The sequence below is a fragment of the Streptomyces sp. V3I8 genome (genome assembly GCF_030817535.1).
Lineage (GTDB): Bacteria > Actinomycetota > Actinomycetes > Streptomycetales > Streptomycetaceae > Streptomyces.
This window is the reverse complement of record NZ_JAUSZL010000002.1, coordinates 5,646,013-5,668,363: the sequence shown is the minus strand read 5'-3', so window position 1 is coordinate 5,668,363 and position 22,351 is coordinate 5,646,013. Positions and strand designations below refer to the sequence as shown.

Below are 22,351 nucleotides of genomic sequence, written 5' to 3'. Positions count from 1 at the left end.
CGGCGCCGGGCGGAGGTGACCGGCGTCGACCATGGGGGAGGTCAGGTGACATACGGGCAGCAGGGCACCGCGACACCACCGGGCGCGCCGGCCGGCGCGGTCGCGACGGTCCCGCCGCAGGCGCCGCCACCGGGTCCGCGGGGCGGACCGGGCGGGTCCGGGGCCGAGCCCCCGCGGCGCACGGCGTGGGCGGAGGGCGTCGACCGGCTGCGTGCCGCGGCGACCACCGAGCCGGGACGGCTGCGCATCATCGGCGCCGTCCTCGCCGTCCTGGTCATCGCTTTCGGCGCGGTCACCGCCTGGGAGACGGCGGACCGCTCGGCCGCCGCGGACGACGTGCTGCACAGCAGCCAGCCGCTGAGCGCCGACGCCGCGGACATCTACCGCTCGCTCGCCGACGCCAACACGGCGGCCTCCAGCGGCTTCCTGGCGGGCGGCCAGGAGACGGCCGCGTCCCGCACGACGTACGAGGCGGACATCCGTGTGGCCGCGGACAAGCTGGTGACGGCGGCCGCCAACTCCGAGCCCGGCTCCACCTCGCAGAAGTCCGTCACCAAGCTCAACAAGATGCTCCCCGAGTACAAGGGCCTGGTCGAGCGGGCCCGCGCCAACAACCGCCAGGGCTACCCCCTGGGCGGCGCCTACCTGCGGTACGCGAACTCGAAGATGCAGGTGATGCTCGCGGAGGCCGAGCGGCTCTACACGGTGGAGAACCAGCGGCTGCGCTCCGACTACGACGACGCGACGCCCTACCCGTGGATCGCGATCGGCGCCGGTGTCCTCGCGATCGGCGGCCTCGGGTGGGCGCAGCTGCGCAACTACCGCCGCACGAACCGCGTACTGAACCACGGCCTGGCCGCCGCGACGGCCGCCACCACGGTCGTCGTGCTCTGGCTGGTCGTCGGCCACACGGTCGCCCGCGCCGGACTGAACGAGTCGTACGACCACGGGGTCCGTTCGCTGAACACGCTGAACGACGCCCGGATCGCCTCGCTCAAGGCCCGCGGCAACGAGAACCTCACGCTGGTCGCCCGCGGCGCGGAGACCAAGGAAGTGGGCAAGGACAACACCGTCGTCGACGTGTACGACTACGACTTCGAGCGGCAGATGAAGGACCTCACCGTCAAACTGGCCGCCGCCGCGGAACTCGCCGACGACCGTGCGGGCGTGAAGCCGGTCGAGGCCGCGACGGGCAACATGAAGGTCTGGAAGGAACGGCACAAGGAAGCCCGCGCGCAGGACACGCTGGGCAACTACCAGGGCGCACTGGACAAGATCATCGGCTCCAGGGCGGACGAGCCGACGGGCGAGTGCTTCGAGGGCGTGGACACGAACCTGGAGGCCGCGCTCAAGCACGAGCGGGCCGAGTTCGAGCGGGCGGCCGGTGACGGCCGCAGCGCGATGAACGGCCTCGTGGTGGGCGCCGCGGTGCTCGCCGGGCTGGCCGCGGGCGGCGCGCTGCTCGGCATCGGGCGCAGGCTGTCGGAGTACCGGTGAGAGGGGGCGTGACGATGAACGCACGGCGTCTGCGGGCCAGTCTGAGGGGCTGGGGCGGAGTGGCCGCCATGGCCGTCGTCTGTGCCCTGGCCGCGGTCTTCGCACTGCTGCTGCCGGTGGCCCAGTCGCGCGGGGTCGACGTCCCGGACGCGGCCGGGCGGGGTGCGGCCCACGTGGAGCAGGTGAGGGCCGAGGAGTGCACCGACCCCGAGAAGCGGAGCCTCGACCCGTCCTCGGGCGAGGTGAACGGCAGGACCGTCCAGGCGATCAGGACGCGCGGCTACCTGATCGTCGGCGTCGACCAGAACAGCTACCGCTTCGGCTACCGCGACCCGAACAACACGTCGGGCAAGGCCGAACTGGAGGGCTTCGACATCGACCTGGTGCACGCGATCGCGGACGGGATCGTCGGCAAGAAGGACAACAACGTCCGCTTCCGGGCCATCCCCACCGACCAGCGCATCCCGGCGATCAAGGGCGGCAAGGTCGACATGGTGGTGCGCACCATGACGATCAACTGCGAACGCCTGGACGACGTGGCCTTCTCCTCCCCGTACTTCGAGACCGGCCAGCAGGTGCTCGCGCCCAAGAAGTCGGACATCACCGGGTACGACACGTCGCTGGCCGGCCGGCGGATCTGCACGGCGGCCGGCTCCACCGCCTTCAGCGCCCTGGAGGCGGGCAAGGAGGACGGGACGCTCGTCGCGTCCGCCGACTTCGAGAAGCGCACGGTGCCCAACCAGCTCGACTGCCTGGTGCGGCTGCAGCTCGGCGAGGTCGACGCCGTGGTCACCGACAGCGCCCTCGCGGCGAGCCAGGCCGCCCAGGACCCGACGGTCCAGCTCAAGGGCGAGCCGTTCACCGACGAGTACTACGGCGTGGCGATGAAGAAGGACGCGGACGACCTGGTGCGCCGGGTCAACCAGATCCTGGTGGACTACCGCAAGGACGGCTGGCAGAAGTCGTACGACGAGTGGCTGGCCGCCGGCCTCGGCCCGTCGTCCGGGCCGCCGCCCGTCGAGTACGGGCAGTCCTGAGGCGCTTCGGGTGTCCCGGGCACCCGAAGCACCCGAAGTACCCGGCAGGGCAAGCAGGCAGTGCGGAAGAAGCGAGGGGTGATCGATGGGCGTCACGGGACCATCCGGGCCGGTACTGGACCGGGACGAGGTGGACCGTGCGCTGGCGCGGCTCGGCGCGGAGCACGAGGCCATCGAGACCTCGCTCCTCGCCCTCCAGGACCACGCGGGCCGCAGACTCCTCGAGGGCGCCGGGCTCACCGGCACGACCAAGGAGCGCTGGGAGACCGCGGACGCGTCGATCACCCTCCTGTGGGCGTACTTCGACGCGTATGCGGGCGCGCTGCGCTCCGCTCGGGAGATCCGCTCCCGCCGGCGCTGGTCGAGCCGCGAGGACCTCGCGGAGCTGACGGAGCTGCTGCGCGGCGAGAGCGTCACGGTGGCCGGCAGCGCCTCCGCCACGGCGGCCGCGCCCACGATGGCGGGCACGGGCAGGCTGAGCGAGCGCTTCACCCTCGCCGAACTCGTGGACCGTATGAACGAGTTGTACGCGTCGTCGCTGGACATGGTCGTCGCGGCCGACGCGGTGTGGTCGGCGCTGCCCGCCCGGATAGATTTACTGGCCGCGGAGCTGCAGCGCACCCGGCGCCTCGCGCACTCCGTGGGCGTACGCCCCGGTGAGCACCCTTCGGGGGACGACCTGGAGCGGATCACCCGCACGCTGACGTCCCTGCGCGAGCAGGTGGTGTCCGACCCTCTGGCCTTCTGGTCGCCCGCGCAGGGCAGTTCGGCGCCCGGCGGCGGCCGCCCCGACACGACCCGGTACGACCGGGAGGCGCGCGCCCTGGAGGAGGTGCGCCGCGAGATCGACGCCGTGCTCACCGTGCGGCAGGACGCGGAGGCGCGGCTGGTGCGGCTGCGGGACGTGCTGAGCCGCGCGGACCGCACGCTATCCGAGGCGCGTAGCGCGCGCGGCGAGGTGCTGGCGAAGATCGCCGCGTCGGAGGTGCCCGCGGTGAGCGGTCCGTCCACCGCGCTGCAGGAGCAGCTGGCGACGGCCTCCGAGTACCGCAGGCACGCCCAGTGGCACCGCCTGTCACCGCTGCTGGAGTCGCTGGAGGAGAAGGCCGAGGACGAACTGCTGCGGGCGCGCGAGTCGTTGTCCGCGGTCACCGCGCCGCTCGCGGTCCGCGCGGAGTTGCGCGGCCGGCTCGACGCGTACCGGGCGAAGGTCACCCGGCACGGCCTCGCGGAGGACCCGCTGCTCGTGGAGCGGTACGACGCGGCGCGCCGCATGCTGTGGAGCGCGCCCTGCGACCTGCGGGTGGCGGAACAGGCGGTGCTGCGCTACCAGCAGGCGGCCGCCGAGGCACTGACGCCGAGGGTCCCCGGCCACGGCGGACCGCAGGACCGGAGGGGGGAGTCATGAGTCAGCCGGACGAGAGTCGGCAGGGTGGGCAGAAGCCGTGCCAGCGGCCCGGTTGCACGGGGGCGTACGAGGACGTGGGCGGCGGTGAGCTGTACTGCGACACCTGCGGTCTGGCACCGGTCGTCTCGTCGACCGGCATGGTCGGCTCCCCGCCGACCGGGATCACGGCGGGCGGCAGGGGCTCGCGCGGTTCCGTCGGCGGCAGTTCGCGCTCCGGTTCGCGTGCCTCGTCCCGTTCCTCGTCGCGGTCGGCCCAGTCCCGGCGTTCGGTGTCGGGCCGCCTGTCGCGCTCCGTCTCGGGGCGGACGTCGGGCCGCTCGGTGTCGGTGCGCAGTTCCGGTTCGGCGGCCGGGACCTCGGCCCGCAGCCGGCTCGGCATGGGTCTCGTGCAGGTCCCCGGCGTGCCGCGGCCCGATCCGCGCGCCATGGTGCAGGACAACCCCGAGGTTCCGGAACGGAAGCGGTTCTGCTCGAAGTCCGACTGCGGGGCCCCGGTGGGGCGTTCGCGCGGTGACCTGCCCGGGCGCACGGAGGGGTTCTGCACCAAGTGCGGCCACCCGTACTCGTTCGTGCCGAAGCTGCACACCGGTGACATCGTGCACGGCCAGTACGAGGTCGTGGGCTGCCTCGCGCACGGCGGGCTCGGCTGGGTCTACCTCGCCGTCGACCGGGCGGTGTCCGACCGCTGGGTGGTCCTCAAGGGCCTCCTCGACACGGGCGACCAGGACGCCATGGCCGCCGCGATCTCCGAGCGGCGCTTCCTCGCCGAGATCGAGCACGCGAACATCGTGCGGATCTACAACTTCGTGGAGCACCTCGACCAGCGCACCGGTTCCCTCGACGGCTACATCGTCATGGAGTACGTCGGCGGCAAGTCCCTCAAGGAGATCGCCAACGGCCGCCGCACCGCGGCCGGGAAGCGCGACCCGCTGCCGGTGGAGCAGGCCTGCGCGTACGGCATCGAGGCGCTGGAGGCGCTGGGCCACCTGCACAGCCGCAACCTCCTGTACTGCGACTTCAAGGTCGACAACGCCATACAGACCGAGGACCAGCTCAAGCTGATCGACATGGGCGCGGTGCGCAGGATGGACGACGACGAGTCGGCCATCTACGGCACGGTCGGCTACCAGGCCCCCGAGGTGGCCGACGTCGGCCCGTCGGTCGCCTCCGACCTCTACACCGTCGCCCGGACGCTGGCGGTGCTGTCCTTCGACTTCCAGGGCTACACGAACGTGTTCGTGGACTCCCTGCCCGACCCGGACAACATCGAGGTCTTCCGCACCTACGAGTCGTTCTACCGGCTGCTGGTACGGGCCACCGACCCCGACCCGGCCCGCCGGTTCGCCTCCGCGCAGGAGATGTCCGAGCAGCTCACCGGTGTGCTGCGCGAGGTCGTCGCCGTACAGACGGGGCATCCGCGGCCCGCGCTGTCCACCCTGTTCGGGCCCGAACTGAGGGTCACCGACACCGAGTTGTTCGGCAGGTTGAGCGGCGACGTGTCGCGGCTGGGGGTGCGGGCCGTGCCCGTGCGGGCGAGGAGAGGCAGACCGGCGCCAACAGGCAGGAACGGTTCGCCGGCGCAGGCGGACGGGACGAACGGCTCCGTGGCGCAGGCGGGCGGGGCGAACGGTGTTACGGCCCTCGCGCCCGCTCCGGCCTCCCTCGTCAGGCCGCTGGACACCGCGGCCGCCGCGCTCGCCCTGCCGGTCCCGCACGTCGACCCCGGCGATCCGAACGCCGGGTTCCTGGCGGGCCTCATGACCTCCGCGCCCGCGGAGCTGATCACCGCCCTGCGCGCGGCGCCGGCCGGCTCCCTGGAGCTGCGGCTGCGCGAGCTGCGGGCCGGCCTGGAGATGGGCGGGTTCGACGAGGCGGCCGGGACGCTGGAGACCCTGGAGCGTGACCACCCCGACGACTGGCGGGTGGTCTGGTACCGGGGCGTGGCGGCGCTGGCGACCGGGGACCACGAGGTCGCGGCGGTGTCCTTCGACGCGATCTACGACGCGTTCCCGGGTGAGCCCGCGCCCAAGCTGGCCCTCGGCCTGTGCGCGGAGGTCCTCGGCCAGCTGGACAACGCCGCCGAGTACTACCGGCTGGTGTGGACGACCGACCCGAGCTATGTGAGCACCGCGTTCGGGCTGGCCCGCGTCCAGCTCGCGGCGGGCGACCGCTCCGGCGCCGTACGGACGCTGGAGTCGGTGCCGGAGTCCTCCATCCACTACACGGCGGCGCGGGTCGCCGCCGTCCGGGCGCGGCTGCGGCAGCGCCTGGCCGGGGCCGCACCGCCGGCACCGCCCGCCCCGACCGCCGCGGGGCCGCTGCCGCCGGGTGCTGCGGGTGCGCACGGCGCTCCGGATGCGCACGGTGGGCCCGACGGACTCGGCGGACTCGACGGACTCGGCAGACCCGGTGGACCCGGTGGGTCGCCTCCCGCGGTCCCCCGGCAGGGAACCGGCGGTTCGGGGCCGCCCGGGACGCCGTTCCTGGAGGACCTGACCTCGGCCGCGGCCCAGGTCGAGGCCCTGGACGGGTACGGCCTGGACGCGGTGCGCCGCGAGCAGTTGTCCACAGAGGTCCTTGGCTGCGCCCTGGACTGGGTACTCTCCGGTATCCAGGGTTCCGCCCCACCGGCCACCGGTGTGCGGACCGTGCTGCTCGGCAGCGACCTGGACGAGCGGGGCCTGCGCTTCGGTCTGGAGCGTTCGTACCGGACACTGGCCAGGCTCGCCACAGGTGGCGAGGAGAGGATCGATCTGGTGGAGCGCGCCAACCGCTACCGCCCCCGGACGTGGGTGTAATTCATGTCGCAGATGCCCCAACTGGCCGCCTGTCCCAGCTGTGAGGAACCGCTGGAGTCGGGAGACCGTTTCTGCGGTGCGTGCGGGTACGACCTGTCGGCCGTGCCCGCGCCGCCCGACGACCATCCCACGATCACCATGAACGGCTCGTCGCCGCGGCCCCCTCCGGCCGCGGCCGCCGTGGACTGGCCGGTCGCGCCCGAGCCGGCCGGCTCGGACACCCCGGCGGCCATGGTCCTGCCGACGGACCTGGAGGGCCGCGAGTCGGGCGGCTCCGACGGCCCGGGCGGGCACTCCGGCAGCCCGGGCGTGCGCTTCGACCACCCGGCCGCGCCGCACGGGCCGCCTGTGGTCCCGCCGCACGCGGCGCCCGCCGCCCCGCCGCCCCCTGCGCCGGGCCGGGCCCCGGCCCAGGCACCGGCGCACGCCTCGCCGTACACGTCGCCGGGCGGGCCGGCCGGCGCCGCGGCGCCTGAGCCGGACGAGTACCCGCTCGCCGCCCCGCTGCCCCCCGAGACACCGCCGGCCGCGATGCCGCCGGCCGATCCGCGGACGGCCGACCTCGCGACGCCCCCCGCGGGACTCAAGTTCTGTGTGGCGTGCCGGGCCGGTCAGGTCGACCGCGACGGCTACTGCGAGAACTGCGGGCACGCGCAGCCGCGCGAGCGCGACCACATGGAGGAGGAGTTGGACGCGGTCGCCGCGGTCAGCGACCGCGGACTGCGCCACCACCGTAACGAGGACGCGTTCACCGTGTCCTCCACCGCGCTGTCCGACGGCTCGCCCGCCGTCGTCGCCGTCGTCTGCGACGGCGTCTCCTCGGCGACCCGCCCCGACGAGGCATCCCTCGCCGCCTCCCGCGCGGCGGGCGAGTCCCTCCTGGCGGCCCTGCCCCGCGGTACGCACCCGCAGCAGGCCATGCACGACGCGATCCTCGCGGCCTCGGAGGCGGTCAACTCCCTGGCGGTCCCCGCCCCGGCGGCCCACGAGCACCAGCCGCACGTCAACGCCCCGGCCTGCACGATCGTCGGCGCCGTCGTCACCCCCACCCTGCTGATCATCGGCTGGGTCGGCGACAGCCGCGCCTACTGGGTGCCGGTGGACCGGTCGGCACCGCCGGCCCGGCTGACCGAGGACGACTCCTGGGCGGCCCAGATGGTCGCCGCGGGCCTGATGAACGAGGCGGAGGCGTACGCCGACGACCGCGCCCACGCCATCACGGGCTGGCTCGGCGCGGACGCGTACGAACTGGAGCCGCACACCGTCTCCTTCAAGCCGGACCGGCCCGGTGTGGTGGTGGTGTGCACCGATGGGCTGTGGAACTACGCGGAGGGCGCGGAGGAGCTGGCCGAGGTCGTCCCGCCCGACGCCGCGGAGCGGCCGCTGCACAGCGCCCAGGTCCTGGTGGGCCACGCCCTGGACGGCGGGGGCCACGACAACGTAACAGTGGCCGTCCTTCCGTTCCCGGCGCCGCCGCAGGGGGCAGGATCGGCCTAAGAGGCCCAAGCGGTACGAAAAGGTAGAGACAACAGAAGCAACAGGGATAACAGAGACAACAGAAGCGACAGGGACGACAAGGACGGCAGAGGCGGTGGGGGCGGCAGGGGCCGCGGCGGCCTCGGGACGGTCAGGACCGGAGGGGACCGGTCCGCCTACCGACATCACCCACGTCCTGTGGGAGTCCTGAGGGGGAGCAGAGAAGGCATGGCCAATTTCTCGAAGTCGAACGTGCCGCAGTTCTCGGTGGAGGTCTACCAGAACGAGTACCTGCCGGAGGGCGGCCGCGAGGTCAACGCGATCGTGACGGTGACCTCCACCGGCGGCGGCACCGTGGGGAGCGCCGTCGCGGCACCCCACCTGTACACACCGGGGCAGGGCCCGGACGCGGCCGTGGCGATCATGGTCGACTGTTCCGGGTCCATGGACTATCCGCCGACCAAGATGCGCGGCGCCAGGGACGCGACGGCCGCCGCGATCGACGCACTGCGCGACGGCGTGCACTTCGCGGTGATCGGCGGGACGCACGTGGCCAAGGAGGTCTACCCGGGCGGCGGCGCCCTCGCGGTGGCCGACGCGCGCACCCGTGACCAGGCGAAGCAGGCGCTGCGCAAGCTCAGCGCGGGCGGCGGCACCGCGATCGGCACCTGGCTGCGGCTGGCCGACCGGCTGCTGTCCTCGGCGGACGTCACCATCCGGCACGGCATCGTGCTCACCGACGGCCGCAACGAACACGAGTCGTCCGAGGACCTGAAGGCGGCCCTGGACGCCTCCGCCGGCCGCTTCACCGCCGACGCGCGGGGGGTCGGCACGGACTGGGAGGTGAAAGAAGTCACGGGCATCGCGTCCGCGCTGCTCGGCACCGCCGACATCGTGGCCGATCCGGCGGGCCTGTCCGCCGACTTCACGCAGATGATGGAGACGGCCATGGGCAAGGAGGTCGCGGACGTGGCGCTGCGGCTGTGGACCCCGGTCGGCACCTCCATCAAGTTCGTCAAGCAGGTCGCGCCGACGGTCGAGCAGCTGACCGACCGCCGTACCGAGGCGGGTCCGCGGGCCGGGGACTACCCCACCGGTTCCTGGGGGGACGAGTCCCGCGACTACCACGTGTGCGTCGAGGTCCCCGAGGCCGACCTCGGGCAGGAGATGCTCGCCGCCCGGGTCTCGCTGGTGATCCCGCAGGGCGACGGCACCGCGCAGACACTGGGCGCACAGGGGCTCGTACGGGCCGTGTGGACCGACGACATGGCGGCGTCCACGTCGATCAACCCGCAGGTCGCGCACTACACGGGTCAGGCGGAACTGGCACAAGTCATCCAGCAGGGTCTGGACGCACGCAAAGCGGGGGACGCGGACGGGGCAACGGCCAAACTGGGGCGGGCGGTTCAGCTCGCGAGTGCCTCCGGAAACGCGGATACGGCGAAACTGCTTGCGAAGGTGGTGGACGTGGTCGACGCCGCGGCGGGTACTGTGCGATTGAAGGCGAAGGTCACGGAGGCCGACGAGATGACTCTCGAGACCCGGTCCACGAAGACTGTTCGTGTGAAGAAGTAGAGCGGTACGTACACGGTTCGTAGCGGTACGCGAGCATCATGCACGCGGTTCTGCACGACTTACGGTCCACTGCGGGCCGGACGAGGAGAGGGGGAAGCGCCGACATGCCGACCTGCCCGAACGGACACCAGTCGGGTTCCGACGACTGGTGCGAGGTCTGCGGTCACCGCATGGCCGGTGCCGTGCCCCCGCCGCCTCCCCCGCCGCCCCCGGCGGCCGGTTACGGCTATCCCCCGCCCGGTTCGCAGCCGCCGCCCGGCCAGGGCGGCCGCCCCCACCTCTCCGCGGTGCCCGACTCGGCGCCCGAGGCGGAGCTGTGCCCGCAGTGCCGTACCCCGCGTGAGGGCGGGGCGCCGTTCTGCGAGGAGTGCCGGTGGAACTTCCTGACGAACACCGCGACCTCGTACACCCCGGCCGCGCCGCGTCTCCCGGGCCCCGGCCCGGGTGGTCCGGGTCCCGGTGGTCCGGGTCCCGGTGGTCCGGGTCCCGGTCCCGGCGGGCAGAACCCGGCGCTCCGCTTCCAGCAGCAGCCACCGCCGCCCGGGCAGTCGGGTCCCACCCACGGCGGTTTCGACTACCAGGGCTCCCGGCCCTCCCAGATGAACCGGCCCGCGGAACCGATCCCGCCCTACGGCGAGGACCCCCAGGGCTTCCCCGGTGACCCGTCACGACAGGTGCCGCAGCAGCCGGGCCGCGGCGGCACGGGCCCCGGCGGTCCCGGCGGCCAGGGTCGTCCCGGTGGCCAGGGCGGTCCCGGCGGCCAGGGCGGCCAGGGTGGATACGGCGGTCCGGGCGGCGGGCCCGGTGGTCCGGGCGGCGGTCCCGGCGGCCAAGGCGGTCAGGGCGGATACGGCTTCCCCAACGGCCCCGGCGCCCCCGGTGGTCCGAACGGCCCCGGTGGGTTCGGTGGCCCGAACGGTCCCGGTGGACCTGGTGCTCCCGGCGGTCCCGGCGGACCGAACGGCCCCGGCGGTCCCGGTACGCAGGGCGACCAGGGCGGGTACGGCGGTCCGGGCGGCCCCGGCGGCCCCGGCGGCCCGCAGGGGTTCCAGCAGACCGGTCCGCCCGCCCCGCCCGGGTACCCGCAGGAGACCGGGCGCCCGCAGGCACCGGGCGGCCCGTCCTTCGGCGGCGGCGAGGACGACTGGGTGATCTCGCCCCCGGCACCCGGCACTCCCGGCGGCCCGCCCGGACCCGGCGGCGGCTACGGCTACCCGCAGCCCGGCTCGCCGCAGGGACCCCCCGGATACCAGCAGCAACAACAACCGCCCGCCTGGAACATCACCATCGGACCCGACCGTGAGTACTTCATGGCGATGATGCAGCGGTCGGGGCCGGAGGCGGCGGGGCTGAACCTGCCCGCGTACTCACCGGAACAGCAGCGTCCGCTCAGCGGCAACCAGATCACGATCGGCCGCCGCCGCCACTCCACGGGCGACACCCCGGACATCGACCTGTCGGTGCCGCCGGAGGACCCGGGCGTCTCTCACCAGCACGCGGTCCTCGTCCAGCAGCCGGACGGCAACTGGGCGGTCGTCGACCAGAACTCCACCAACGGCACCACGGTCAACGGAGCCGAGGAGCCCATCCAGCCCTTCGTCCCCGTACCGCTCCAGGAGGGCGACCGGGTGCACGTGGGCGCTTGGACCACGATCACGATCCGGCGGGGCTAGACACCCGGGACCCCGGTCCGGCTACGGCAGCGGCCAGGCGTACGGCCCCGCGGGGTCGTCCAGCCACGCCCACGCGCGGCCGTCGCCGACCGTGATCCCGTACCGCTCGCGCGGCGGCATCCCCTCGCGCTCCCACAGCGCGAACGCCTCGTCCACCGACAGGCGGCCCGCCGTCAGGGTCAGCAGGAAGCGGAACAGTTCGCTCCCCCTGGCGCGGCGCGGCAGGCCCGCCAGGACCGCGTCCGGTTCCTCGCGTCCGGGCCGGGCGCCGCCGCGCAGTGGCACGAAGTAGGCGGCGGTGTGCAGGAAGCGGCCCTCGGCGTGCCCGGCGTCCCGTACCCGCAGGGTGATGAGACCGGTGGCGAACGGCGCGAGGATCCGGGCGCCGGGCCGGCACTGGGCGAGCCAGGCGAGCGGGATCGAACCGAGCGTGCAGGTCGCGACGATCCGGTCGAAGGGGGCGCGCTCCGGGCAGCCGCGCGCCCCGTCACCGGTGACGACGGCCGGCCGGTGACCGGCCGCGGCCAGGTGCCGCCGGGCGGACTCGGTGATCTCCGGGTCCAGGTCGACCGTGGTGACCAGCTCCTCGCCCAGCCGGTGCGAGAGCAGGGCCGCGTTGTAGCCGGTGCCCGCGCCGATCTCCAGGACCGCGTCGCCGTCCCGTACCGCGAGCTCGGTCAGCATCTTCGCCATCAGGGACGGCTGGCTGCTGGACGACACCAGCTCGCCGTCGCGCACACGCGTGGCCAGCGGGACGTCCGTGTACACCCCGCGCAGCCACTCCTCACGCCGGTGCGGGCGGGGGTCCTCGCCCCATCTGCGCTCGTAGCCGCCCATCACGCCCACGTAGTAGTACGGCACGAAGAGATGGCGCGGGACGCTCTCGAAGGCCGCCCGCCAGACCGGGTCGGCGTCCCAGGCCCCGCTCGCGCCGATCTCGCGCACCAGTCCCGCCCGCGCCGCCCGCGCCGCGGCGGCGAGGTCGTCGGGCCCGTGGCCGGTGGCACGCGCGCTCATACCTCCACTGTGCTGCGGGACGGTCCGGGAGGCGAGCGCCGGGAGGCAGGCACCTGGGACGGGTGGTCCTAAGCCTCCGGTCCTCGGCCGGTCGGTCTGAGACCATGGACGGTGTGAAAGAGATACGGCGCGGCACGCTGCAGGAGCAGACCTTCTACGAGCAGGTCGGCGGCGAGGAGACCTTCCGGCGCCTGGTGCACCGGTTCTACGAGGGTGTCGCCGAGGACCCGCTGCTGCGGCCCATGTATCCCGAGGAGGATCTGGGCCCGGCCGAGGACCGCTTCACGCTGTTCCTGATCCAGTACTGGGGCGGCCCGACCACGTACAGCGACAACCGCGGCCACCCCCGGCTGCGGATGCGCCACGCCCCCTTCGCGGTCGACCGCGCCGCGCACGACGCCTGGCTGAAGCACATGCGGGTCGCCGTCGACGAGCTCGGTCTCTCCGAGGAGCACGAGCACACCCTGTGGAACTACCTGACGTACGCGGCGGCTTCGATGGTGAACACAGAGGGCTGAGCCCGGAGCACCGACCCCACCGGCCGGCGCGCGACCCGGATCGCGCGCCGGCCGAACTCCGCTCCCGTCTCGGCCGGACCCCGTTCCCTCTGACAACATCGCCGGAGATCCGGCGATCCGGAGATCCGGGATGTCCGGCGACACGGCCGGGGGGCCGGGTGACGGGGTTCGTTCTCCTGCGTGTGCGGGCACACCGCCTGCTGCTGACCGCCGCGAGTACGCGATGCTCGACCGGGCCGGCCGGGCCGGCCGAAGAGGCGGCCGGGCGGGGTGCGGCGCATCCTGCTGCTCAGCGCACGCTGACGTCCAGCGCCCCGAGCCCCGCCCGGCGCACGGCGACCGACCCGTACGGCGTACGCAGCCTGAGCCACGCGCCTGAGGAGAGCAGCCGCAGCACGGGCGCGCCGGATGCGCCGGACGCACCGGATGTGTCAGGTACGTCGGGTGCGGCGCCGCGCGCGGACCGCAGGAATCCCAGCGACTGGGCCGCGTGTGCGGCCCGGACGGGCAGGGGGGTGTCCCCGACCGGCCGGGACCAGATCTCCCGCCCGATCCGGTCGAGCGCGGCCCGCGTACGCTCCTCGGGCGCCAGTTCGTCCATGCGCGCCCGGAACTCGGCGACCACCACGGCCACCGCCGTGCGCACCGCGTCGGGCGCGGGCAGCCCCGGCTCGGACCGCCAGCCGCCGCGCGGCGGCAGCACACCGGCCCACGGCGGTCCGGTGACAGGGGCGGGCACGGTCGCCGTGGCCGCCGCCTCGTCGAGGGACTCCAGGAACTCACCGGCCGAGACCGTCACGTCGAGGCCGAGGTCCAGCCCGTCCTCGTACGGCTTGGCGAGCCGTGCCGTACGGATCGCGAGCACCTCGAACGACGGCGGCCGGCCGAAGACCGCGAGCGTCGTCCCGGTCGCCTGCAGCCGCACCGCGGCCGCCCGGTCGTAGTGGATCAGCCGGGCGAGGAAGGCGGCGAGATCCGCCGCCTCCCCCTCGTCGGCCAGGTGCAGGGCCGTCATGCGGCGACGGCCCCCGCCGGATCGGTCTTGCCGCTCTTCTCGACCGCGTCGTCGGTGTACTCCTCGAGGAACTCGCGCTCCTCCGCGGTGATACGCCGCGGCCGCTGGGCCTCGAAGTCGAACGGCACGATGACCGTCTGCGCCCGGACGTACACCTGGTCCGGGTCCTTGACCTCATAGGCGACGGTGAACGACGCCGCCCTGATCTGCGTCACCCACAGCTCGATGTCCACCGGCGTGTGCCGGTGGACCAGCTGCTGCTTGTAGTCGATCTCATGGCGTGCCACCACGGACCCCTGCTGGAAATCCTTGTCCGGGCGGAACAGGAAGTCGATGCGCGCCTCCTCCAGGTAGCGGAGGAAGACCACGTTGTTGATGTGGCCGTACGCGTCCATGTCCGCCCAGCGCAGCGGGCAGCGGTAGATGTGCCGCAAGAGAGATCAGCCCCGGGTCAGCTTCTTGTAGGTGGCGCGGTGCGGGCGCGCGGCGTCCGCTCCGAGCCGCTCGACCTTGTTCTTCTCGTACGACTCGAAGTTGCCCTCGAACCAGTACCACTTCGACTCGCCCTCGTAGGCGAGGATGTGCGTCGCGACCCGGTCCAGGAACCAGCGGTCGTGGGAGATGACCACGGCCGCGCCCGGGAACTCCAGCAGCGCGTTCTCGAGCGACGACAGGGTCTCCACGTCGAGGTCGTTGGTGGGCTCGTCGAGGAGCAGCAGGTTGCCGCCCTCCTTGAGGGTCAGCGCCAGGTTCAGGCGGTTGCGCTCACCGCCGGAGAGGACACCGGCGGGCTTCTGCTGGTCCGGGCCCTTGAAGCCGAAGGCGGAGACGTACGCCCGCGAGGGCATCTCGACCTGGCCGACGTTGATGTAGTCGAGCTCGTCGGAGACGACGGCCCACAGCGTCTTCTTGGGGTCGATGCTGGCGCGGCTCTGGTCCACGTAACTGATCTTGACGGTTTCGCCGACCTTGATCGCGCCGGAGTCCGGGGTCTCCAGGCCCTGGATCATCTTGAACAGCGTGGTCTTGCCTGCGCCGTTCGGGCCGATGACGCCCACGATGCCGTTGCGCGGCAGGGTGAAGGACAGGTCCTCGATGAGGACCTTGTCGCCGAAGGCCTTGGAGAGGTTCTGGACCTCGACGACGACGGAGCCCAGACGCGGGCCCGGCGGGATCTGGATCTCCTCGAAGTCCAGCTTCCGCATCTTGTCGGCCTCGGCCGCCATCTCCTCGTAACGGGCGAGACGCGCCTTGGACTTGGTCTGCCGGCCCTTGGCGTTGGACCGGACCCACTCCAGCTCTTCCTTGAGCCGCTTGGCGCGCTTCTCGTCCTTGCGGCCCTCGACCTTGAGGCGGGTCGACTTCTTGTCGAGGTACGTGGAGTAGTTGCCCTCGTAGGCGATCGCGCGGCCGCGGTCGAGTTCGAGGATCCACTCGGCGACGTTGTTGAGGAAGTACCGGTCGTGGGTCACGGCGATGACGCAGCCCGCGTACTTCGACAGGTGCTGCTCCAGCCAGTTCACCGACTCGGCGTCGAGATGGTTGGTGGGCTCGTCGAGGAGGAGCAGGTCCGGGGCCTCGATCAGCAGCTTGCAGAGCGCGACGCGGCGCTTCTCGCCACCGGAGAGGGTGGTGACCGGCCAGTCGCCGGGCGGGCAGCCCAGCGCGTCCATGGCCTGCTCCAGCTGCGCGTCGAGGTCCCAGGCGTTGGAGTGGTCCAGGTCTTCCTGGAGCTTGCCCATCTCGTCCAGCAGCGCGTCCGAGTAGTCGGTCGCCATCAGCTCGGCGACCTCGTTGAAACGGCTGAGCTTACCCATGAGCTCGGCGGCGCCGTCCTGGACGTTCTCCAGAACCGTCTTGGTCTCGTCCAGCTCCGGCTCCTGCATGAGGATGCCGACGGTGAACCCGGGCGTCAGGAAGGCGTCACCGTTGGAGGGCTGCTCGAGGCCCGCCATGATCTTGAGAACGGTGGACTTACCGGCACCGTTCGGTCCGACCACACCGATCTTCGCACCCGGCAGGAAGCTCAGGGTGACGTCGTCGAGAATCACCTTGTCGCCGTGCGCCTTGCGCGTCTTGCGCATGGTGTAAATGAACTCAGCCAAGAGAAACCGTCCGGACGCTTGAAATCGACAGTGGGCAGATACACCCCATCTTGCCGCACGGCTACCCCCCGGGGGAAACGCGTTCGGTTGCGGCCACCTGACCTGGCATTTCACCGCTAGCGCCTGCAGCTCGCCCGTCACCGCCGGTCGCCATTTGTCGACCCCGGTCGCCCTCGCGCAGCCCAGAAACGACCCAGGAACGAGGATCTCCCCCACCCTGCGCCGGGCTATCGTGCCGCTGTGACAAGCGCATCAGAGCGCCCCATCCTCTTCCTCGACGTGGACGGTCCGCTGATCCCGTTCGGTTCAGTGCCCGGCCGCCCGCAAGCCGCGGCCTCCACCCCTGCCGCATCAAACACTCAGGCGAATCCGCTCCTCGATCGCCTCGTCCCCGGAATCGGGCCGCACCTCATGGCCCTGGGCTGCGATCTCGTATGGGCGACGACATGGGCGGAAGAGGCGAACGAGGTGGTCGCCCCACGCCTCGGTCTGCCGAGCCTGCCGGTGGTGCAGTGGCCGGACACTCACGACGACGCAGGTCCGCACGGCCTGCACTGGAAGACGCCCCATCTCGTCGAGTGGGCCGACCGCCAGCCGTTCATCTGGGTCGACGACGAGATCAGCGACATGGACCGCCTATGGGTCACGGCCCAGCACGCTGGACCGTCACTCCTTCATCGTGTCGACCCGACCAAGGGCCTCACTGAAGCCGACTTCCCGACGTTCGCCGCCTGGCTCGGCACAGCTACATAAGTCCGAAGTCCGAGTCACGCAGAACAGCGATCCGACCGGCCCGGCCTGCCATCGGTCCTACCGGTTGATCGGAATCTCGTAGACGATCTCGCAGTGAGCGGCAGGCACCACGATGTCCGCCGTCTCCACAGGACGCCCCTCATCGCTGTAGTACGTCCGCCGGATGTGCGTGACGAGCGCGGCTTTCTGGATACCGAGAAGCGACGCCTCCTCGGCGGTCGCCTGCCTGGGCTCCGGCTGCTCCACGGCATGACCGACGGTGATCCCGATCGCGGCCATGCGGTTCACGACACCTGCTCCGGCGTGCGGTCCTCCCTCGGGAAGGACGACAAGCGTGCCAGCAGTGAGGTCGTACGGCTCCCAGCTCGTCGACAACTGCACCGGCCTGCCGTTGGCAAGGAACTCATAGAAGCAGCTTCGGATGCTCGCTGCGCTTGGCCCACCGCGCCTGCCACCTGCGCTGACGGTCCGCTGACACCCACGGCGGTTCGCGATTACGCATCGTGGTTGTCGCGCAGTCAGACGCTGTCGACGTCACTCGTGGATGTCAGCTCGCTCTGTCCGCGGAGGATTCCTCTTGGCAATCAGTGGTGATGAACTCCATCCACTCGATGCCGGCGACATTGAAACTGGCCCCGACGTTGGAGGACGCGATGCCCTCGAACTCGTGACGTGCCTCTGGTCCCGGGCCGCTGAGGCTCCAGGGTGTCGCGACTCGCCATGCCCGCTGAAGAGTGGCCAGGAGTGCGTCCTGCGGGGTACTGCAACGCAGGGGAGAGACGAACCGCAGCTCGGCCAGCTCCGGGAACTTCCAGTACCGCTCGTAACTTTCGATCTCGATGGTGTGCGGCAACAGCTTCCCGACGCGTCCGACCACTCGCTCGGCACCACGGCGGTCGGCCACGTGCGCGTAGCAGCGCCAACGGATTGTCTCGAACATGCGGACACCCTAAGACTTTCGCAGAGCGGTGCCGCGGCCCCTTCCGGCCCGGTCTGCCCGTTCACCGATCCGTCTCCGAGACCGTGTCCTACGTGGCCGGCTTCGTGTGTGGGTCGTTACTCACTTGTCGTCGTTTTCTTTTTGTGGACGAGGAGCACTGCCGCGCCGCCGATCACGACCAGGCCGATCGCCACCCCGGCTATCACCGGTGTGGCGCTCGACGTGCCGGTTTCCGCGAGGTCGGCGGTGGTGGCGGTGGTGCCGCCCACCGTGGCGGGGCTGGGCTCGTTCAGGGTCTGCGTCGTCTCGCCCGCGCCCTCGTCGCTCTGTGTGCGGCAGTCCAGTACGCCCTGGAACCGCTTCTCGTACCCGCCCGGACCCGAGGCCGTGAAGTCGTACGCCTGGTCCTCCTGCAGCGGGACCGTCACGGTCTGCGACTCGCCCGCCGCGACCGTGTGCTCGGCGCCCAGCAGCTCGTAGGTGAACGGCTCGTCGCCCTCGTTCACCGCCGTGACGTCCAGGCCGCCCTTCGCGCAGTTCTTCTCGGCCGACAGCGCGGGTACCGCCCCGGCGGCCGCCCAGTTCGCGGTCGCCGCCGCGGAGACCGTCGACTCGCTGGAGCCGGCCAGGATCTGCGTCTGGCTCCTGGTCTCCGAGGCGAAGGCCCGCCCGACCGGCACGGTGGTGGATGCCTGCACCGTCAGCGCGGCCGAACCGTCCGCGGCGTCCTCGGGGACGTCGAAGTACAGTTCGCCGCCGTCCGCCGCAGACGTGATCTCCTTGCCGTCCCGGTCGACGATCCGCACCCCGCTCGCGGCGTCGGCGGGCGGCGTCACCGTCACCCCGTGCGCGTCGGTGTGCACGGTGACCGGGCCGAGCGGTTCACCGGGGCGGCCGGAGACCGCGGGCGGATCCAGCCGCAGGGACGCCTCGGGCTCAGCGAGGTCGCGTGCGCTGCGCTGCAGGTAGTCGGCGAGCTTCTCCGCCTGCGGGTCCACGGCGTCCACGTCGGCGCCGTCCGAGTACCGCCAGATCGCCACCTGCGTGCCGGCCGCCGCGTCCTGCTCGGTGAGGCCGCTCGTACCCGCCTTCGCGGCCAGCGCGGCGAGATCGTTGACCTGCGGGTAGGAGTTCTGCAGGATCCAGCGGATCCGGCCCGCGTCGGGGTTGCCGTTCAGCGACGTACCGCTCCAGGGGGTCTCCTGGTACTTGGCGTCCTTCTGCGTCGGGCTGTAGATGTCGACGCAGTAGGTCTGCAGGGTGCCGCCGTTGTCGACGGACATCTCGAACAGCCCCGCGGAGACCTGCTTGTCACCGCCGTCCTCGTGGATGACGGCGGCCCCCGACACCTTCAGTCCGCCTATGGTGGCGGTCGCGCCGCCCTGGCTCAGGGGGAGTTCGTCCGCGACGGCCGCACCGGCGGTGGTCGCGGCGCTCACGGCGACGAACCCGGACACGAGCGCCACCGCTGCCAGGCGGGCGGCAGCAGCACCTCGCCCGTGCACGAACGGCGCGGAGAACGAAGAAAGCACAGATTTCCCCTTCGAGCAGGACCCGTTGACCTGGGGGGTTACGGTCCCACCAGCGGAATCAGCAGCCCCTAGAGCTATGCCCGGCATCCTAAGGACGGGGCACACCTCCCTCCCCGGTCATGTCATCCGATGAGTGATCCGACTCGGAATCGTTATCGCCAGGACCGGTTACGAGCTGGGCTTATCGACAAATCCACCGGGACTTTTCAGCATGTACCAGCCGACAGGCCGCACTTCGGTCGGAGTGGGGAACCACCCGCCCCTGCCGTCACATCGCCAGGACCGGTTCCCGCCGTTCCGCCGGTTCCGACTGTTCCGCCGGTCCCGTCTCCCAGTCGGGCTCCGGCCTCGGCACCGCGTCCGACGAGTGCCCGGAAGCGTGACCGGAGCCCCGGCCGGGGTCCTGGTCCGCGATCTGCTCAGGTGTCTGATCACCCCTGAGCGCCCTGCGGAACGCCGCGGTGCCGCGCGCCAGGTCGTGCCCGATCGACGACGCCTCGATGTCCGCGCCCGCCCACGACTGCCCGTCGCGCTGCTCGGAGCGGATCTTCAGCCTGCCCCGCACCACGAGCGGTTCGCCCAGCGACACGGATGCCTGCACGTTCGTCGCGAGCGCCCTGTTGGCCCACACCGTGAAGAAGTTGGTGTGCCCGTCCCGCCAGGCGTTCTTCTCCCGGTCCCAGTACCGCTGCGTGACCGCCAGCCGGAACCGCGCCGACGCGCCTGTCGCCGTCTCCCGGAACACGGGCTGCGTAGCCACGTTCCCCACCACGCACACCATCGTCTCGTTCATCGCCCAAGCCCTCCCTCGCCCGAGCCCACGGGCTCGTCCCGCCCCGTACGGCTGCGTCTGTCGTGTGTTCGGTCGTGGCGGCCACGTCGTGATCGCCACGACCTCAGACTGCCTCCGTCGGCGCGAACCCGCTGAGCCCTGTGGGCCACCCCCCGGTTGTGGACAACTCCCTCACCCGAACGAAAGCTTCCGTCCTCGGCCCCCTCTCGTCCTCGGCTCCCTCCCGGCCGCGCACTCCTCCCGGCCGCGCACCCCTTCCCGGCCGCGCCCCCCTCACCCCGTCGGGACCTCGACCCCCGTGACCCGCAGGAACTGCCCCCGCACCTCCCGGTACCGCAGCAGCTCCGCCGCCACCGGATCGAGCACCCGGGCCCGGCCGCAGCCCGCCGCCGCCTCCCGCAACCGCCGTTCCGCGTCGGCCCCGTACCGCCGCGCGGGCCCGCTCGCCGCCAGTCTGCAGGCCCACTCGACGCCCGGGCCGCCCACGATGCCGATGACCATCAGCAGCACGGGCACACCGAGGTTCGGCGACATGATGCCGATGACCTGCCCCAGCAGCCACAGCCCGCCGACCACCTGGAGGACGGTCATGGACGCCTGCGCGAGTACGGCGGCCGGCCACCAGTTGGGCCGCGGCGGCCGGCCCGTCGGAGCGCCGGCCCGTACCGCCAGTTCGTCCAGCGCCTCGCACAGCCCCTGCGAGCCCCGTACGGCCGCCTCACGCACCGCCTGCGCCCAGGGCGCGGGCAGCCCGCCGGACGCCTGCTCGGCCACCGTGCGCACCGCCTGTTCGACGCGCTGGCGCGCGGTGACCTCCTCGTCGGTGTACGTCCGTACGGACAGGCGCCCGGTCGGGGGCTCCCGCCGGTCCTGGTACCAGCGCCACAGCCGCAGCCAGGGCGTGCCGCACGCGCGGTTGGCGTTGCGGCGCCACGCGCGTTCGGCCGCCTCGCCCGCCGCCGTGGCCCCGACCGCGTCGGCGAGCCGGTCCGCGAACTCGTCGCGGGCCTCTTCGGTGAGTCCGGCCTGCCGCCGGTTGGCGTACACGGGATACAGGCGCACCGCGGCCGCGTGCACGTCGGCGGAGATCCGGCGGGCCGCGGCGCCCCGCTCCGCCACGAAGTGGCCGAGCACCTCCCGCAGTTCGCCGATGCCCTCGCCGGTCAGCGCGGACAGCGCAAGGACGGTCGCGCCCGGCTCGCCGTACTCGCCGAGCGCGATCCCGTCGTCGTCGAGCAGCCGCCGCAGGTCGTCGAGGACCTGGTCGGCGGCCTCCCCGGGCAGCCGGTCGACCTGGTTGAGGACCACGAAGGTGACTTCCGCGTGCCCCGCCATGGGGCGCAGGTAGCGCTCGTGGAGCACCGCGTCGGCGTACTTCTCCGGGTCGACGACCCAGATGACCGCGTCCACGAGCGCCAGGATCCGGTCCACGTGTTCCCGGTGCTGGACGGCCGCCGAGTCGTGGTCGGGCAGGTCCACCAGGACGAGGCCGCGCAACTGGGCCTCGTCCTCGGCGCTCTGCAGGGGTCTGCGGCGCAGCCGCCCGGGGATGCCGAGCCGGTCGATGAGACCCGCCGCGCCGTCGCTCCAGCTGCACGCGATGGGGGCGGCGGTGGTCGGCCGGCGTACCCCGGTCTCCGAGATGGGCACCCCGGCCAGCGCGTTGAAGAGCTGCGACTTCCCGCTGCCGGTGGCGCCCGCGATGGCGACGACGGTGTGCTGCCCCGAGAGTCTGCGCCGGGCCGCGGCCTCGTCCAGGACCCGCCCGGCCTCGGCCAGGGTCCGGCTGTCGAGCCGCGTCCGGGAGAGGCCCACCAGCTCGCGCAGGGCGTCGAGACGGGACCGCAGCGGTCCGTCGTACGCGAGGGGGGCCGCCACGGGCGTCCTGTTCTCCATGAGGGTCTCCTGTACGGGCTTCGGCTGCCCTTCGGCCGTGACGGACACGCGCCGCGCGATCAGCCCGTCGTCCCAGCCCCCCGCCGCGTCCTCCCCGTCCCCGTCTCCGTCGCCCCTGCCTCCGCCGTCGTCCCTGCCTCCGTCCGCACCGGCGCGAGAACCCGGGTCCCGTTCGGAGTCGTCCTTCCTGCGGGCGCGGACGCGGGCGCGGGGACGTTCCTGGCGCTCCTCGCCCCGTCCCTCCCCTCGCCTCTCGCCTCGCCTCTCGTCGTCTCCCGGCTGGTCGGCGTGCTCCGTGCGGTCCGTGACGGCGGTCAC

17 protein-coding genes and 1 pseudogene are annotated in these 22,351 nt (G+C 72.5%); 9 read left to right on the top strand and 9 right to left on the bottom strand.

Annotated elements, in window-relative coordinates; all coding sequences use genetic code 11:
- Positions 1-45: 45 nt before the first annotated feature.
- The 7 genes from QFZ75_RS25190 (at position 46) to QFZ75_RS25160 (ending at position 11,464) form a co-directional block, all read left to right on the top strand.
- Positions 46-1,497: a hypothetical protein gene (locus tag QFZ75_RS25190; protein WP_307540360.1), complete on the top strand. Its 1,452-nt coding sequence runs from the start codon at positions 46-48 to the stop codon at positions 1,495-1,497.
- Positions 1,498-1,511: 14 nt separating this feature from the next.
- Positions 1,512-2,534 (top strand): glutamate ABC transporter substrate-binding protein, encoded by a 1,023-nt coding sequence (locus QFZ75_RS25185; protein ID WP_307540358.1) that lies wholly within the window; start codon positions 1,512-1,514, stop codon positions 2,532-2,534.
- An 85-nt stretch (positions 2,535-2,619) separates the two neighbouring features.
- On the top strand, positions 2,620-3,942 hold the full coding sequence (locus tag QFZ75_RS25180; protein ID WP_307540357.1) for a hypothetical protein: 1,323 nt from the start codon (positions 2,620-2,622) through the stop codon (positions 3,940-3,942).
- Positions 3,939-6,740, top strand: coding sequence for a serine/threonine-protein kinase (locus QFZ75_RS25175; RefSeq protein WP_307540356.1), 2,802 nt, complete (start codon positions 3,939-3,941; stop codon positions 6,738-6,740). The genes QFZ75_RS25180 and QFZ75_RS25175 overlap by 4 nt, the downstream gene beginning before the upstream one ends.
- Positions 6,741-6,743: 3 nt before the next feature.
- A complete protein-coding gene (locus QFZ75_RS25170; RefSeq protein ID WP_307540354.1) occupies positions 6,744-8,237 on the top strand; it encodes a PP2C family serine/threonine-protein phosphatase in 1,494 nt (497 codons plus the stop codon).
- A gap of 207 nt (positions 8,238-8,444) precedes the next feature.
- Positions 8,445-9,791, top strand: coding sequence for a VWA domain-containing protein (locus QFZ75_RS25165; RefSeq protein ID WP_307540352.1), 1,347 nt, complete (start codon positions 8,445-8,447; stop codon positions 9,789-9,791).
- Positions 9,792-9,895: 104 nt separating this feature from the next.
- Positions 9,896-11,464, top strand: a complete 1,569-nt coding sequence (locus QFZ75_RS25160) for an FHA domain-containing protein (RefSeq protein WP_307540351.1) — start codon at positions 9,896-9,898, stop codon at positions 11,462-11,464.
- Positions 11,465-11,485: 21 nt separating this feature from the next.
- On the opposite strand, the gene QFZ75_RS25155 is transcribed toward QFZ75_RS25160, so the two are convergent.
- Complete coding sequence (locus tag QFZ75_RS25155; protein WP_307540350.1) at positions 11,486-12,481, bottom strand: methyltransferase domain-containing protein; 996 nt, start codon at positions 12,479-12,481, stop codon at positions 11,486-11,488.
- A 104-nt stretch (positions 12,482-12,585) separates the two neighbouring features.
- Between QFZ75_RS25155 and QFZ75_RS25150 the strand changes: the two genes are divergently transcribed.
- Entirely contained in the window at positions 12,586-12,999 is a 414-nt protein-coding gene (locus QFZ75_RS25150; RefSeq protein ID WP_307540348.1) for a globin, read from the top strand.
- Between the two features lie 289 nt (positions 13,000-13,288).
- Here QFZ75_RS25150 and QFZ75_RS25145 read toward each other — a convergent pair whose 3' ends face one another.
- From QFZ75_RS25145 to ettA, 3 genes are read right to left on the bottom strand one after another with little or no spacing between them, the layout of a single operon-like run.
- A complete protein-coding gene (locus QFZ75_RS25145) occupies positions 13,289-14,014 on the bottom strand; it encodes a hypothetical protein (protein ID WP_307540347.1) in 726 nt (241 codons plus the stop codon).
- Entirely contained in the window at positions 14,011-14,448 is a 438-nt protein-coding gene (locus QFZ75_RS25140; RefSeq protein WP_307540345.1) for a thioesterase family protein, read from the bottom strand. The genes QFZ75_RS25145 and QFZ75_RS25140 overlap by 4 nt, the downstream gene beginning before the upstream one ends.
- A gap of 6 nt (positions 14,449-14,454) precedes the next feature.
- Positions 14,455-16,119 carry an energy-dependent translational throttle protein EttA gene (gene ettA, locus QFZ75_RS25135; RefSeq protein ID WP_307540343.1) on the bottom strand — a complete coding sequence of 555 codons (1,665 nt, stop codon included), beginning with the start codon at positions 16,117-16,119 and terminating at the stop codon, positions 14,455-14,457.
- A gap of 240 nt (positions 16,120-16,359) precedes the next feature.
- Here ettA and QFZ75_RS25130 point away from each other — a divergent pair, with 240 nt between their 5' ends.
- Positions 16,360-16,872, top strand: coding sequence for an HAD domain-containing protein (locus QFZ75_RS25130; RefSeq protein WP_307540340.1), 513 nt, complete (start codon positions 16,360-16,362; stop codon positions 16,870-16,872).
- 57 nt (positions 16,873-16,929) lie between these two features.
- On the opposite strand, the pseudogene QFZ75_RS25125 reads toward QFZ75_RS25130, so the two are convergent.
- The 5 genes and pseudogenes from QFZ75_RS25125 to QFZ75_RS25105 form a co-directional block, all read right to left on the bottom strand.
- Positions 16,930-17,280 (bottom strand): annotated as a pseudogene (locus QFZ75_RS25125) (UTRA domain-containing protein); the annotation flags it as partial.
- 139 nt (positions 17,281-17,419) lie between these two features.
- The gene (locus QFZ75_RS25120; protein WP_307540338.1) at positions 17,420-17,812 is read right to left on the bottom strand and encodes a hypothetical protein; all 393 of its coding nucleotides are present in this window, start codon (positions 17,810-17,812) and stop codon (positions 17,420-17,422) included.
- Between the two features lie 116 nt (positions 17,813-17,928).
- Positions 17,929-19,344 carry a TQXA domain-containing protein gene (locus QFZ75_RS25115; protein ID WP_307540337.1) on the bottom strand — a complete coding sequence of 472 codons (1,416 nt, stop codon included), beginning with the start codon at positions 19,342-19,344 and terminating at the stop codon, positions 17,929-17,931.
- A gap of 268 nt (positions 19,345-19,612) precedes the next feature.
- Positions 19,613-20,137: a single-stranded DNA-binding protein gene (locus QFZ75_RS25110; RefSeq protein WP_307540335.1), complete on the bottom strand. Its 525-nt coding sequence runs from the start codon at positions 20,135-20,137 to the stop codon at positions 19,613-19,615.
- A 273-nt stretch (positions 20,138-20,410) separates the two neighbouring features.
- A complete protein-coding gene (locus QFZ75_RS25105) occupies positions 20,411-22,351 on the bottom strand; it encodes a YfjP family GTPase (protein ID WP_307540333.1) in 1,941 nt (646 codons plus the stop codon).

Excerpts from the sequence above, each read along its gene's own strand:
- QFZ75_RS25155 (WP_307540350.1), bottom strand. The coding sequence starts at position 12,481 with ATGAGCGCGCGTGCCACCGGCCACGGGCCCGACGACCTCGCCGCCGCG.
- QFZ75_RS25120 (WP_307540338.1), bottom strand. The coding sequence starts at position 17,812 with ATGTTCGAGACAATCCGTTGGCGCTGCTACGCGCACGTGGCCGACCGC.
- QFZ75_RS25165 (WP_307540352.1), top strand. The coding sequence starts at position 8,445 with ATGGCCAATTTCTCGAAGTCGAACGTGCCGCAGTTCTCGGTGGAGGTC.
- QFZ75_RS25180 (WP_307540357.1), top strand. The coding sequence starts at position 2,620 with ATGGGCGTCACGGGACCATCCGGGCCGGTACTGGACCGGGACGAGGTG.
- QFZ75_RS25160 (WP_307540351.1), top strand. The coding sequence starts at position 9,896 with ATGCCGACCTGCCCGAACGGACACCAGTCGGGTTCCGACGACTGGTGC.
- QFZ75_RS25110 (WP_307540335.1), bottom strand. The coding sequence starts at position 20,137 with ATGAACGAGACGATGGTGTGCGTGGTGGGGAACGTGGCTACGCAGCCC.
- QFZ75_RS25175 (WP_307540356.1), top strand. The coding sequence starts at position 3,939 with ATGAGTCAGCCGGACGAGAGTCGGCAGGGTGGGCAGAAGCCGTGCCAG.
- QFZ75_RS25185 (WP_307540358.1), top strand. The coding sequence starts at position 1,512 with ATGAACGCACGGCGTCTGCGGGCCAGTCTGAGGGGCTGGGGCGGAGTG.
- QFZ75_RS25170 (WP_307540354.1), top strand. The coding sequence starts at position 6,744 with ATGTCGCAGATGCCCCAACTGGCCGCCTGTCCCAGCTGTGAGGAACCG.
- QFZ75_RS25145 (WP_307540347.1), bottom strand. The coding sequence starts at position 14,014 with ATGACGGCCCTGCACCTGGCCGACGAGGGGGAGGCGGCGGATCTCGCC.
- QFZ75_RS25150 (WP_307540348.1), top strand. The coding sequence starts at position 12,586 with ATGGACGGTGTGAAAGAGATACGGCGCGGCACGCTGCAGGAGCAGACC.